This is a genomic window from Streptomyces globosus (assembly GCF_003325375.1).
GTDB classification, from domain to species: domain Bacteria; phylum Actinomycetota; class Actinomycetes; order Streptomycetales; family Streptomycetaceae; genus Streptomyces; species Streptomyces globosus_A.
Map to the genome: position 1 here is coordinate 5853725 of NZ_CP030862.1, position 13548 is coordinate 5867272.

At 74.9% G+C, this 13548-nt stretch carries 12 protein-coding genes; 8 read left to right on the forward strand and 4 right to left on the reverse strand.

Features of this window, described 5'->3' with window-relative positions:
• Positions 1-67 precede the first annotated feature (67 nt).
• The 3 genes from C0216_RS26005 (at position 68) to C0216_RS26015 (ending at position 2708) form a co-directional block, all read left to right on the forward strand.
• Positions 68-763: a 4'-phosphopantetheinyl transferase family protein gene (locus tag C0216_RS26005; RefSeq protein WP_114057622.1), complete on the forward strand. Its 696-nt coding sequence runs from the start codon at positions 68-70 to the stop codon at positions 761-763.
• Positions 764-878: 115 nt separating this feature from the next.
• Complete coding sequence (locus C0216_RS26010; protein WP_114058917.1) at positions 879-1292, forward strand: GNAT family N-acetyltransferase; 414 nt, start codon at positions 879-881, stop codon at positions 1290-1292.
• A 225-nt stretch (positions 1293-1517) separates the two neighbouring features.
• Positions 1518-2708, forward strand: coding sequence for a S8 family peptidase (locus C0216_RS26015; protein WP_246042689.1), 1191 nt, complete (start codon positions 1518-1520; stop codon positions 2706-2708).
• Between the two features lie 107 nt (positions 2709-2815).
• Here C0216_RS26015 and C0216_RS26020 read toward each other — a convergent pair whose 3' ends face one another.
• From C0216_RS26020 to iolC, 4 genes are read right to left on the reverse strand one after another with little or no spacing between them, the layout of a single operon-like run.
• Complete coding sequence (locus C0216_RS26020; RefSeq protein WP_114057624.1) at positions 2816-4315, reverse strand: CoA-acylating methylmalonate-semialdehyde dehydrogenase; 1500 nt, start codon at positions 4313-4315, stop codon at positions 2816-2818.
• A 13-nt stretch (positions 4316-4328) separates the two neighbouring features.
• Positions 4329-6197, reverse strand: coding sequence for a 3D-(3,5/4)-trihydroxycyclohexane-1,2-dione acylhydrolase (decyclizing) (gene iolD / locus C0216_RS26025; protein ID WP_114057625.1), 1869 nt, complete (start codon positions 6195-6197; stop codon positions 4329-4331).
• Positions 6194-7063 carry a 5-deoxy-glucuronate isomerase gene (gene iolB, locus C0216_RS26030; RefSeq protein WP_114057626.1) on the reverse strand — a complete coding sequence of 290 codons (870 nt, stop codon included), beginning with the start codon at positions 7061-7063 and terminating at the stop codon, positions 6194-6196. Before iolB ends, iolD begins: the two co-directional genes overlap by 4 nt.
• Entirely contained in the window at positions 7051-7968 is a 918-nt protein-coding gene (gene iolC / locus C0216_RS26035) for a 5-dehydro-2-deoxygluconokinase (RefSeq protein WP_114058918.1), read from the reverse strand. Before iolC ends, iolB begins: the two co-directional genes overlap by 13 nt.
• Before the next feature lie 163 nt (positions 7969-8131).
• On the opposite strand from iolC, the gene C0216_RS26040 reads away from it, so the two are divergent.
• From C0216_RS26040 to C0216_RS26060, 5 genes are all read left to right on the forward strand, one after another.
• Positions 8132-9046: a sugar phosphate isomerase/epimerase family protein gene (locus C0216_RS26040; protein WP_114057627.1), complete on the forward strand. Its 915-nt coding sequence runs from the start codon at positions 8132-8134 to the stop codon at positions 9044-9046.
• A gap of 84 nt (positions 9047-9130) precedes the next feature.
• Entirely contained in the window at positions 9131-10141 is a 1011-nt protein-coding gene (locus tag C0216_RS26045; protein WP_114057628.1) for a Gfo/Idh/MocA family protein, read from the forward strand.
• A 233-nt stretch (positions 10142-10374) separates the two neighbouring features.
• Complete coding sequence (locus tag C0216_RS26050; protein ID WP_114057629.1) at positions 10375-10575, forward strand: helix-turn-helix transcriptional regulator; 201 nt, start codon at positions 10375-10377, stop codon at positions 10573-10575.
• Positions 10576-10801: 226 nt separating this feature from the next.
• Positions 10802-11035, forward strand: a complete 234-nt coding sequence (locus C0216_RS26055; RefSeq protein ID WP_114057630.1) for a heavy-metal-associated domain-containing protein — start codon at positions 10802-10804, stop codon at positions 11033-11035.
• 101 nt (positions 11036-11136) lie between these two features.
• Positions 11137-13455, forward strand: a complete 2319-nt coding sequence (locus C0216_RS26060) for a heavy metal translocating P-type ATPase (protein WP_428985457.1) — start codon at positions 11137-11139, stop codon at positions 13453-13455.
• Positions 13456-13548 lie beyond the last annotated feature (93 nt).

Sequence of the window (13548 nt, forward strand, 5' to 3'; positions counted from 1 at the left end):
GTGAGGCAACTTCAGCCCGCGATCCCTCGACCGGCGTGCGGAGTGCCTCATCTACCCTCGTCAGGTGATGACGTACGTGAACCGGCTCGGCGAGGACGTGCCGCGCACCGGCGAGCCGCCGCAGGGTGACGCCGTCGCGGCGTGGCCGCTCGACACCACCCTCGACGTGGTCGGCGGCCACCGCGTCGCGGAGGCGCTCCCGCTGCTCGACGCGGCGGAACGGGACCGGGCGGAGCGGTTCGTGCGGCCTGGCGACCGGCACCGCTACGTCGCCTCCCACCTCGGGCTGCGCCTGCTGCTCGGCGGCTACCTGGGGCTGGCTCCGGAGAAGGTGACGCTGATCCGGGAGCCCTGTCCGTGCTGCTCCGCGCCGCACGGCCGGCCCGCGGTGGCCGGCGGAGGGGTGCAGTTCTCGCTCTCGCACAGCGACGACATGGCGTACCTGGCGTTCGCGGGGGCGGCAGTCGGGGTGGATGTGGAGAAGGTGCCCGGCGACGACGTGGTGGCGGACGTCATCGACCTGCTGCACCCGTCCGAGACGGCGGAGCTGGCCGCGCTGCCGGCGTCCGGGCGGCAGATACCGATGGCCCGGATGTGGGCCCGCAAGGAGGCGTATCTGAAGGCCACCGGCACGGGCCTGGCGGACGGCCTGGCCGAGCCGTACGTCGGCACGGGCCCGGACCCGGCACCGCTCGCCGGCTGGTACCTCGCAGACCTCCCGGCACCGCCCGCCTACGCGGCGGCACTGGCCCTCAGGACCTGACCGCCGCCCACCCCGGGGTACCAGGCCGGAGGCCCCTGCGCAGGGCCGCGGCGGGGCGCCACGCCGGGGTGGCGGGGGCGGGGTGTTCGCGGCGGGGGCCGTTATGGTGGCCGCCATGGACATCCTCCGGGCCACCACCGTCGCCGAACTGCAGGCCGCGGAAGGGCTCTTCGACGGTCCCGCGCCCTTGGACCGGTGCGAGCGGTTCCTGTCGGCGCCCGGGCACGTGATGCTGATCGCGTACGTGGACGGGGTGCCCGCCGGGATGGTCAGCGGCGTCGAGATGAGCCACCCCGACAAGGGCACCGAGATGTGCCTGTACGAGCTCTCCGTCGACGAGGGCTACCGCCGCCGCGGCATCGGCCGGGCGCTGACGGAGGCGCTCGCCGCGGAGGCCCGCGACCGCGGCTGCTACGGCATGTGGGTGGGCGTCGACACAGGCAACGAGGCCGCGCTGGCGACGTACGCCTCGGCGGGCGCCCGCGACGAGGGTGTCTTCGCCATGCGCGGCTGGCCGCTGGCCGGCTGACCCTCCCGCCGGCGTGCCCGTCCGGCGTGCGTGGGCCTCCGCGCCTTTGGTGGCTCCGGTGGCTCCGGCGGGGGCGCAGCGGGCGGAACCCGCGGTGGGGGCCGGTTCGTGGGGCTGGAGCCGTGGGGGCTGGAGCCGTGGGGCTGGAGCCATGGGGTCCGGCGCATGGGGCCAGTTGGCGTAGCCTGCGCGCGGGCCGGGCCGGGGTGTTCGAGCATCGGGCGCATGACCGTGTTCACCGCGTTGCTTCCCGTCGCCGCTCTGGTCGTGGCGTCGGCTGTGCTGCCGGGGCAGCCCGCCGCCGCTCTTTCCGTGCACCGCGCCACCGCCGACTACGTCGTCGTCCTCAAGGACGGGTCGTCCCGGAGTCCGGTGCGTGCCGTGGCCGCCGAGGTGGAGGAGGAGGGCGGGCAGGTGCGGGCGGTTTTCGACACCGCCCTCAGGGGGTTCGCGGTGCGGACCACGCCGGCGCGGGCGGCGGCGCTGGCGGCCGATCCGCGCGTGGCGTCCGTCGAGCCGGACTCGGAGTTCCGGATCAGCGGGACGCAGGACCCGGCGCCCTGGTCGCTGGACCGGCTCGACCAGCGGGCGCTCCCGCTGGACGGGGCCTACACGTACGGGTCGACGGGTCGCGGGGTGACCGCGTACGTGATCGACACCGGGATCAACACGGCGCACCGGGAGTTCGGGGGCCGCGCGCGGGCGGGGTACAACGGTGTGCTGCTGGAGCGGGCCGCCGACTGCAACGGGCACGGCACGCATGTGGCGGGTGTGCTGGGCGGGGCAGTGCACGGGGTGGCCAAGGAGGCGTCGCTGGTCGCGGTGAAGGTGGCGAACTGCCGCGGGTCGGGGAAACTGTCGTCGGTCCTGCGCGGGATCGAGTGGATGGTGCGGGACGCCGCCAGGGCCAAGGGCACGCCCGCCGTCGCCAACATGAGCATGGGCGGCAAGCGCAGCCGCGCCCTGGACACGGCGGTGACGCGGGCCGTCGCGGCGGGGATCACGTTCACCGTCGCCGCCGGCAACGCCGGCCGGAACGCCTGCTCCCACTCCCCCTCGCGGGTGCCCGCGGCGCTGACCGTCGGCGCGAGCGACGCCGCCGACCGGCGCGCCTCCTTCTCCAACCACGGCTCCTGCGTGGACCTGTCCGCGCCGGGCGTGTCGGTCACCTCTGCCTGGAAGGGTTCGGAGACCGCGCTCGCCCGCGCCTCGGGCACGTCCATGGCGGCCCCCCATGTCGCGGGCGCGGCCGCGCTGCTCCTCGCGCAGGGCCGTGCGGCCGGCAGGACGCCGACGCCGGCGCAGGTCGCCGCGGCCCTCGTCGGCTCCGCGGTGCCCGGCGGGGTCACCGGCGTACCGGCCGGCACGAGCGACCTGCTGCTCCACCTTCCGGCCCTCCCCGCGCCCTTGGCCTGAGAGCACATCAAGGGGGGTGCAGGTGGGGGGTGCGGCGGCAGGCCGGCGCCCGCCTCTGCTTCCGGGTGCCGGGCCCGGTGGTGCCCGGCGCCGCCGCTCCGACGGTGTCAGTGGTTGCGGGGGAAGCCCAGGTCCACTCCCGTGTGGGCCTCCGACGGGTCCGGCCAGCGGGTCGTGACGACCTTGCCGCGGGTGTAGAAGTGGATGCCGTCGTTGCCGTAGATGTGGTGGTCGCCGAAGAGGGAGTCCTTCCAGCCGCCGAAGGAGTGGTAGCCGACCGGCACCGGGATCGGCACGTTGACGCCGACCATGCCCGCCTGGACCTCCAGCTGGAAGCGGCGGGCCGCGCCGCCGTCGCGGGTGAAGATCGCGGTGCCGTTGCCGAACGGGGAGGCGTTGATCAGCGCCACGGCGTCCTCGTAGGTCTCGGCGCGCAGCACGCACAGGACCGGCCCGAAGATCTCGTCGCGGTAGGCGTCGGAGTCGGTGCGGACGCGGTCGAGGAGGGACAGGCCGATCCAGTGGCCGTTCTCCAGGCCGTCGACGGTGTAGCCGGTGCCGTCGAGGACGACGTCGGCGCCCTGGGCGGCGGCTCCCTTGACGTACGAGGCGACCTTGTCGCGGTGTGCGGCGGTGATCAGCGGGCCCATCTCGGAGGCCGGGTCGCTGCCGGGGCCGATCTTGATCTTCTCGGCGCGTTCGCGGATCTTCTCGACGAGGTCGTCGCCGATGGAGCCGACGGCGACGACGGCGGAGATGGCCATGCAGCGCTCGCCTGCCGAGCCGTAGGCGGCGGAGACGGCGGCGTCGGCGGCGGCGTCGAGGTCGGCGTCGGGGAGGACCAGCATGTGGTTCTTGGCGCCGCCGAGGGCCTGGACGCGCTTGCCGTGGGCGGAGGCGGTGGTGTGGATGTGGCGGGCGATCGGGGTGGAGCCGACGAAGGAGACGGCCGCGATGTCCGGGTGGGAGAGCAGCGCGTCCACGGCCGCCTTGTCGCCGTGGACGACGTTCAGGACGCCGTCGGGCAGGCCGGCCTCCTTGGCGAGTTCGGCGAGCCGGTTCGCGGCCGAGGGGTCCTTCTCGCTCGGCTTGAGGACGAAGGTGTTGCCGCAGGCGATGGCCAGCGGGAACATCCACATCGGGACCATCGCCGGGAAGTTGAACGGGGTGATGCCGGCGACGACGCCGAGGGGCTGGCGGATCGCGGCGACATCGACGCGGTTCGACACCGACGTGGACAGCTCGCCCTTGAGCTGGGTGGTGATGCCGCACGCCAGCTCGACGATCTCCAGGCCGCGTGCGACCTCGCCGAGGGCGTCCGAGTGGACCTTGCCGTGCTCGGCCGTGATCAGCGCGGCGATCTCGTCGCGGTGGGCGTCGAGGAGGGCCCGGTAGGCGAAGAGCACCTTGGTGCGGGCGGCCAGCGAGGACTGCCCCCAGTCGAGGAACGCCTCCTTCGCGACGCGTACGGCGGAGTCGACCTCCGCAGCGGATGCCAGGGCGACCTGCGTGGTGACCTCGCCGGTGGCGGGGTCGGTGACCGGGCCGTAGTTGCCCGACGCGCCCTCGACGGTCTTGCCACCGATCCAGTGGTTGACGGTCTTCATTGCTGTTGCTCCTTCACAGATGGCGACGTCGCTGAGCGGCTTGCCGGTCGTACTCCTCGCGGGCCGCGACCGCGGCAGCGCGGGTCGCGGTCTCGGCCACGGGAACATCCCACCACGCCTGTGCGGGGGGCGGGCCCGACACAGTGTCGGGTGTTCGGGTCCGTGCGTAGACACATGTGGGCCGGTCCGCCTCCCGCGCCTCCGCGAGGGCTTTGCGCAGGTCACCGATGGTGCGGGTGCGGATGACGGCCATGCCGAGGGAGGCCGCGTTCGCGGCGAGGTCCACTGGCAGCGGCGGTCCTGCGTACGTGCCGTCCCCGGCCCGGTAGCGGTAGGCGGTCCCGAAGCCCTCGGCGCCGACGGCCTGCGAGAGGCCGCCGATGGAGGCGTAGCCGTGGTTGTCGAGGATGACCACCTTGATCGGGATGCCTTCCTGCACGGCGGTGACGATCTCGGTGGGGTTCATCAGGTACGTCCCGTCGCCGACGAGCGCCCACACGGGCCGGTCGGGGGCGGCGAGCGCGGCGCCGAGGGCGGCGGGGATCTCGTAGCCCATGCAGGAGTAGCCGTATTCGACGTGGTACTGGTCGGCGGAGCGGGCCCGCCACAGCCGGTGCAGGTCGCCGGGGAGGGAGCCGGCGGCGTTGACGAGGACGTCGCTGTCGTCGACGAGGGCGTCCAGGAGGCCGAGGACCTGGGCCTGGGTGGGGGCGGCGTCCTCGTCGGGCGCGGCGTAGGCGCGGTCGACCTGCCGCTCCCAGCGGGCCTTGGCCTCGCGGGCGGCGGCGGTGTGGGCGGGGTCGGCGCGGTGCCCGGCGACGGCGGCGCGGAGCGCGTCGAGGCCTTCGCGGGCGTCGGCGACGAGCGGGAGGGCGGCGAGCTTGTGGGCGTCGTACGGGTCGAGGTTGAGCCCGACGAACCGGACGGCGGGGTCCTGGAAGAGGGTCGCGGAGGCGGTGGTGAAGTCGGTGAGCCGGGTTCCGGCGGCGATGACGAGGTCGGCGCGGCGGGCGAGGCCGTCGGCGGCGGCGGTCCCGGTGTGCCCGATCCCGCCGACGTCGGCGGGGTGGTCGTGGGGCAGGGCGCCCTTGCCGGCCTGGGTGCAGGCGACGGGGATGCCGGTGGCCTCGGCGAACGCGGCCAGGGCGGCCCCGGCCCCGCTGTGTCGGATGCCGCCGCCGGCGATGACGAGGGGCCGGGCGGAGGCCCGTACGGCGTCGGCGGCGGCTGCGAGTTCGGTCCGGTCGGGGCGCGGCCTGCGCACGCCCCAGACGCGTTCCGCGAAGAACTCCTCGGGCCAGTCGCGGGCTTCGGCCTGCACGTCCTGCGGCAGGGCCAGCGTCACGGCGCCGGTCTGCACGGGGTCGGTGAGCACCCGCATGGCTTCGAGCGCGGCCGGGACGAGGGCTTCGGGCCGGGTGATCCGGTCGAAGTGGCGGGAGACGGGGCGCAGCGTGTCGTTGACGGACACGTCGCCGGCGCCGCGGGCTTCGAGCTGCTGGAGGACGGGGTCGGCGGGCCGGGTGGCGAAGGCGTCGCCGGGCAGCAGGAGTACGGGGATCCGGTTGATGGTGGCGAGGGCGGCGCCGGTGACGAGGTTGGTGGCGCCGGGGCCGATGGAGGTGGTGACGGCGTGGGTGGAGAGGCGGCCGCTCTGGCGGGCGTAGCCGACGGCCGCGTGGACCATGGCCTGCTCGTTGCGGCCCTGGAGGAACGGCATGTCGGCGCGGCCGGTCTCCAGGAGGGCCTGGCCGATCCCGGCGACGTTGCCGTGTCCGAAGATGCCCCAGGTCGCGGCGATGAGCCGGGTCCTGCGGCCGTCGCGCTCCGTGTACTGGCGGCTGAGGAAGCGGACGAGTGCCTGGGCGACGGTGAGCTTCATCGGGTCTCGTCCTCCGCTCGGTGGAAGGGCAGCCGGGGGTCCACGTCCTGGCCGGGCCAGGTGTCCCGGATCCAGGCGTGGTCGGGGTGGTCGCGGATCAGCCACGCGCGTGACCGGTCCGGTCCGGCCATCACGTTGAGGTAGTACATGTCGTGGCCGGGGGCGGCGATGGAGGGGCCGTGCCAGCCGTCCGGGATGAGGACGGCGTCGCCGGTGCGCACCTCGGCGAGGATGTCGGTCTTCCCGGCCGGTGAGGGGCTGACGCGCTGGTAGCCGTAGCCGGCGGTGTCGCCGCGGGGGGCGATCTCGTAGTAGTAGACCTCCTCCAGGCGGGATTCGCGGCCGGGGTCGTGCTCGTCGTGCTTGTGCGGCGGGTACGAGGACCAGTTCCCGCCGGGGGTGAGTACCTCGACGGCGATGAGCCGGTCGCAGTCGAAGGCGTCCGCGGCGGCGAAGTTGTTGACCTGGCGGGAGCAGCCGCCGGCGCCGCGGAGTTCGACGGGCACGCCGCGCGCGGGCCCGTAGCGGGGCGGGAGGGTCCGCTCGCAGACGGCGCCGGCGAGGGCGAACCGGCCGCCGCGGGGGGCGGTGATGCGGCTGCGGCTGTCGCGGGGGAGGTAGGCGAAGTCGGTGACGGCCGCGAAGACGGAGCTGCGGCCGTGCAGGGTGAACGCGGCGGCGGGCGGTGCCCCCGCAGCCGGGCCGGCGCCGTCTGCGGCGGGGGTGCAGTGCACCTGCGCCGCGCCCCGGAGCGGCAGCACGATCCACTCGCAGCCGCCGGCGTCGTGCGGGTACGCCTCCCCGGGCTCCAGTTCCAGGATGCGCAGCCGGGCGTGCGGGAGGTCGTGTGCGGTCACGTCGGCCATGCCAGGGCCTCCTCGACCTCGTCGGGGCGGGGCATTGCGGCGGAGCAGGCGAGCCGGGAGGCGACGAGCGCGCCGGCGGCGTTGGCGTAGCGGAGGATGCGCGGCAGGTCCCAGCCGGCGAGCAGCCCGTGGCAGAGGGCGCCGCCGAAGGCGTCGCCGGCGCCGAGGCCGTTGACGACGTCCACCTTCAGGGGGGCCGCCTCGGCGGTGGTCCCGTCGCGGTGGGCGGCCAGGACGCCGTCGGGTCCGCGTTTGACGACGGCCAGGTCGGCGCCTGCGGCGAGCAGGGCCCGCGCCGCGGCGTGGGGTTCGGCCGTGCCGGTGGCGACCTCGCACTCCTCGGTGTTGCCGACGGCGACGGTGGCGAGGCGCAGCGCCCGCGCGTAGTGCTCGGCCGGGTCCTCCTGCCAGAGCGCGGGCCGCCAGTCCAGGTCGAAGACGGTGGGGCCGGTCCGGGCCCGCGCTTCGAGGGCGGCCAGGGTGGCGGTCCGGCTGGGTTCGGCGCTCAGGCCGGTGCCGGTCGTCCACAGGACGCGCGCCGCGCGGAGCGCGGCCGGGTCGAGGGAGTCGGCGGTGATCTCCAGGTCGGGGGCCTTGGGGTGGCGGTAGAAGTAGAGGGGGAAGTGGTCGGGCGGGAAGACCTCGCAGAAGGTCAGCGGGGTCGGCAGTGCGGGCACCTCCTCCACCCAGCGGTCGTCCACGCCGAAGGCGCGCAGTTCGGAGTGCAGGTACGCGCCGAACGGGTCGGCGCCGGTCCGGCTGATCAGCGCGGTGCGCCGGCCGAGCCGCGCGGCGGCGACGGCGACGTTGGCGGCGGAGCCGCCGAGGAACTTCCCGAAGGTGTCCGCCTCGGCGAGCGGTACGCCCGTTCTCAGCGGGTAGAGATCAACCCCGATCCGCCCCATGGCGATGAGGTCGAACACGACGTCGTCCGCTGTGGTCGTCACCGGCTCCCCGTCCTCCCACTCGTTCCGCACCAGTCCTGCCCGCCCGACCGGCCCGCCAGTCCCGCCCCGCACGTCCCGCCCCTCCGATCCGTCCCGTCCGTCCCGTACCGAAGGTGGTGCCATGACCTCCTCCCCACCCGCGTTGACCCGTATCCGCGTCGGCTCGGCTCCGGACTCCTGGGGTGTCTGGTTTCCCGACGACCCGCTCCAGACGCCGTGGGAGCGGTTCCTCGACGAGGTCGCGGAGTGCGGGTACGAGTGGATCGAGCTCGGCCCGTACGGCTACCTGCCCACCGATCCGGGCCGGCTCGCCGAGGAGACCGCCAAGCGGGGCCTGCGCGTGAGCGCCGGCACCGTCTTCACCGGACTCCATCACGGGCCGGCGGTCTGGGCCGACACCTGGGAGCACGTGTCGCGGATCGCCGCGCTGACCCGGGACATGGGCGCGGACCACCTGGTGGTGATCCCCGCTTTCTGGCGGGACGACAAGACGGGCGCGGTGCTGGAGGACCGCGAGCTGACCGCCGGTGGATGGCGCGAACTGGCCGGGCAGACCGAGCGCCTGGGCCGGGAGGTCCGGGACCGGTTCGGGCTGCGGATCGTCGTCCACCCGCATGCGGACACGCACATCGACACCCCGGCGAACGTGGCGCGCTTCCTCGACGCGACGGATCCGGAGCTGGTGTCGCTGTGCCTGGACACGGGGCACTACGCGTACTGCGGCGGCGACAGCGTGGCGGCGATCGAGGAGTTCGGCGAGCGGATCGGCTACCTCCACCTGAAGCAGGTCGATCCGCGGGTGCTTGCGGAGGTGGTGGCGGAGCAGGTGCCGTTCGGGCCGGCCGTGGCCCGGGGGGTGATGTGCGAGCCGCCGTCGGGGGTGCCGGCGCTGGAGCCGGTGCTCGCCGCCGCGCAGCGGCTGGGGGTGGACCTGTTCGCCATCGTGGAGCAGGACATGTACCCGTGCCCGCCAGACCGGCCGCTGCCGATCGCCCGCCGCACCCGCGCGTACCTGCGCTCCTGCGGCGCCCGCTGAAGGAACCGGAAAGCACCGGAACACACCGGAACGCACCTGGGCGAAGAAGACCGAACCGGACCGGCCTGTGGGAGGCACGACGACATGAGCACGCTCGGCATCGCCGTCATCGGGGCGGGCAGGATGGGCGCCGACCACGCCCGGCGCATCGGGCGGACGGTCGGCGGGGCACGCGTGGTGGCCGTCGCCGACCCGGACGTGGAGCGCGCGAAGGAGGTGGCCGCCGGCCTGGACGGCGCGTACGCGCTCACCGACCCGGCGGCTGCGGTCGCCGCGCCCGGCGTGGGGGCCGTGCTGATCGCCTCGCCGGCGGCCGCCCACGAGGAGGCGGTCGGTTACGCGCTGGAGCGGGGGCTCCCCGTCCTGTGCGAGAAGCCGCTGGCGCCGGACGCGGCGGGGGCGCTGCGCGTGCTGGAGGCCGAGCAGCGGCTGGGGCGGCGGCTGGTGCAGGTGGGGTTCATGCGGCGGCACGACGCGGAGTACAGGCAGCTCAAGGAGCTGCTGGACGGGGGCGGGATCGGCCGCCCGCTGTTCCTGCACTGCCGGCACCGCAATGCGGCCTCGCCGCCGTTCTTCACGGCGGACATGCTGTTGGGCGACTCCGCGGTGCACGAGGTCGACGCGGCGCGCTGGCTGCTGGGTCAGGAGGTGACCGCGGTGTCGGTGTTCGCTCCCGCACCGTCCTCGCTGGCCCCGGAGGGGCTGGGCGATCCCCGCTTCGTGCTGATGGAGACCTCCGGCGGCGCGCTGGTGGACGTAGAGGTGTTCGTGAACTGCGGGTTCGGCTACGAGGTGCGCTGCGAGGCGGTCGGCGAGTCGGGCAGCGCGTCCCTCGGGGAGCCGCAGGCGCTGGAGGTGCGCCGGGCCGGGCTGCGGGCGGGCGCGATCCCGCAGGACTTCACGGTGCGCTTCGCCGACGCGTACGACCGGCAGCTGCGCCGGTGGGTGGCCGCGGCGGCGCGCGGCGGGGTGGCGGGGCCGGACGCGTGGGACGGCTACGCGGCGGCGGCCGTCGTCGAGGCGGCGGTGGCCGCGGCGCGCAGCGGGGTGCGGACCGCGGTGGAGCTGGCGGAGCGGCCGCCCCTGTACCGCTGACGGGCCGCCCGCCGCGGCGGGAGAACCGTGTCCCGGCGGCGTCACCGCTGTCGCCGCCGTGTCACGGCCTTCCGCATTACGCGGCTTCCCTGTCACCGAACGTCAACAGACGGGCACCCAGCGTCAGGAACCGCCCGCCCCCGGGAAGCACCGGATTGATCGTTCGAGGCCATGCGCCGGATCCCCCGCCTGCCTCCCGGCCGGCCCGGCGCGTGGACGAGGAGGTGTCGTCGATGAGCGACGGACCGCTGTGGTCCTACAAGGAGATCGCCGCCCACATCGGGGTGCAGCCGGATTCGGTGCGCTCGTACCGCAAGCACGGGCTGCTGCCCGCTCCGGACCTGGTACAGGGCGGCAGGCCCTACTGGCGTGCGGACGCGATCCGCGCGTGGGCGGCGCGCCGTCCGGGGAACCGCTCCCGCGGCGGCTCCTGACGCGCCGCCCGGAGGCGTACGCACGGCCCGGCGCCCCGCGCGTCCGGGCCGTCCGCATGCCCGCCGCCCGCACCGTCCTGCCCGCGGCGCGCGGAAACGACCCTCCACCGCTCGCCTAATACCCCCTGGGGGTATAGTCTCGAAGCGTCGGAGGGACCGCGGAGCACGACCGCGCGCGACCGCCCCTGCGGCAGCAGCTGGACGCACCCTTGAAGAGGAGAACGACATGACCGCCGAGACGGACACCCGCACCACCACCGTCTACCGCGTGACCGGCATGACCTGCGGCCACTGCGAGGGCGCCGTGACCGCCGAGCTCTCCGCCCTGCCGGGCGTGGCCTCGGTCAAGGCCGTCGCCGCCACCGGGGAGGTCACCGTGGTCTCCGAGGCGCCGCTCGCGGAGGAGGACGTCCGGGCCGCCGTGGACGAGGCCGGCTACGAGTTCGCCGGCCAGGCCTGAGCAGCCGGGGCCCGGCGCCCCTCCCGCAGCACCCGACCCGGGCCGTACCGCCGGCTGATACCGGCCCCGTACGGCCCGGCCGTCCCTTTTGGAGCCGGATCATGAGCATGAGCACGAGCCGCAGCACGGTGCACGACGGGCCCCCGCAGGCCCCGGCCGCCGCACCGCCCCCGCCCGCCGCCGAGGTCGAACTGGCGATCGGCGGGATGACCTGCGCCTCCTGCGCGGCCCGCATCGAGAAGAAGCTGAACCGGATGGACGGCGTCACCGCCACGGTGAACTACGCCACCGAGAAGGCCCGCATCTCCTACGGCGCCGGCACCGAGGTCGCCGACCTGATCGCGACGGTCGTGCGGACCGGCTACACCGCCGAGGAGCCGCCCCCGCCGGCCCCCGCCCCCGCGGCCGCCCCCGCCGACGGCCCGGAAGCGGAGGCTGCGCAGGAGGCGCCCGACCCGGCGACGGCCGCGCTGCGCTCCCGGCTGCTCGTCTCCGCCGCGCTGTCCCTGCCGGTGGTCCTGCTGGCGATGGCGCCCGCCCTGCAGTTCGACAACTGGCAGTGGCTCTCGCTCACGCTCGCCGCCCCCGTCGTCGTCTGGGGCGCCCTGCCCTTCCACAAGGCCGCCTGGGCCAACGCCCGGCATGGCGCGGCGACCATGGACACCCTCGTCTCGGTCGGCACCCTCGCCGCCTTCGCCTGGTCCCTGTGGGCGCTGTTCTTCGGGCACGCCGGCATGCCGGGCATGCGGCACGGCTTCGATTTCACCGTCTCCCGCACCGACGGCTCCTCCGCGATCTACCTGGAGGTCGCCGCCGGCGTCGTCACCTTCATCCTGCTCGGCCGCTACCTGGAGGCCCGCTCCAAGCGGAAGGCCGGCGCCGCGCTCAGGGCGCTGATGGAGCTCGGCGCGAAGGACGTCGCGGTCCTGCGCGACGGCCGCGAGGTGCGGGTCCCCGTCGCCTCGCTGCGGCCCGGCGACCGCTTCGCCGTCCGCCCCGGCGAGAAGATCGCCACGGACGGGACGGTCATCGAGGGCGAGTCCGCCGTCGACGCCTCGATGCTGACCGGCGAGTCCGTCCCGGTCGAGGTCTCCGTCGGGGACACCGTCACCGGCGCGACCGTGAACACCTCAGGCCGCCTCGTTGTCGAGGCCGTCCGCGTCGGCTCCGACACCCAGCTGGCCCGCATGGCCCGCCTCGTCGAGGAGGCTCAGAACGGCAAGGCCGAGGTGCAGCGGCTCGCAGACCGGATCTCCGCCGTGTTCGTTCCCGTCGTCCTGCTCCTCGCGCTCGGCACCTGGGTCGGCTGGCTGCTCGCCACCGACGACCCCACCGCCGCCTTCACGGCCGCCGTCGCCGTCCTGATCATCGCCTGCCCCTGCGCGCTGGGCCTGGCCACGCCGACCGCGCTGATGGTCGGCACCGGGCGCGGCGCCCAGCTCGGCATCCTGATCAAGGGGCCGGAGGTGCTGGAGTCCACCCGCCGTGTCGACACCGTCGTCCTGGACAAGACCGGAACGGTCACGACCGGCCGCATGGCCCTCTCCGGCGTGCACCCCGCGCCCGGGACGGACGGCGCGGAGCTGCTGCGCCTCGCCGGAGCACTGGAGCACGCCTCGGAGCACCCGATCGCCCGGGCCATCGCCTCGGGCGCCGCCGAGCGGGGCCCGCTGCCGGTGCCGGAGTCCTTCGAGAGCCTCGCCGGGCTCGGCGTCCGCGGCGTGGTGGAGGGCCGCGAGGTGCTCGTCGGGCGCGAGCAGCTCCTCGCCGGGAGGTCGGTCGTCCTCCCCGAGGGGCCCGCGCAGGCCAAGGAGGCCGCGGAGGCCGAGGGGTCCACCGCCGTGCTGGTCGCCTGGGACGGTGCCGTGCGCGGCGTGCTGACCGTCGCGGACGCCGTCAAGGAGACCAGCGCCGAGGCGGTGTCCCGGCTGCGGGCGCTCGGCCTCACGCCGGTGCTGCTGACCGGCGACAACCGGGCCGTCGCCGAGGCGGTGGCCCGCGAGGTGGGCATCGACGAGGTGATCGCCGAGGTGCTGCCGCAGGACAAGGTGGACGTGGTGCGGCGCCTGCAGTCCGAGGGAAGGACGGTGGCCATGGTCGGGGACGGGGTCAACGACGCCGCGGCCCTCGCCCGCGCCGACCTGGGCCTCGCCATGGGGACGGGCACGGACGCCGCGATCGAGGCGGGCGACCTGACGCTGGTCCGCGGCGACCTGCGCGTCGCGGCGGACGCGATCCGGCTCTCCCGGCGCACCCTCGCCACGATCAAGGGAAACCTGTTCTGGGCGTTCGGCTACAACCTGGCGGCCCTGCCGCTCGCGGCGGCCGGACTGCTCAATCCCATGATCGCAGGGGCTGCGATGGCCTTTTCCTCGGTTTTCGTGGTCACGAACAGCCTGCGGCTGCGATCCTTCCGCTAGCGGTTGCTCTCCCCACACTGTGCACACTTCCTTCACAGGAGACGCAGATCACAGCGACAGGAGCGTAACCATCGGCCCGGTCAGTGGGTCTAA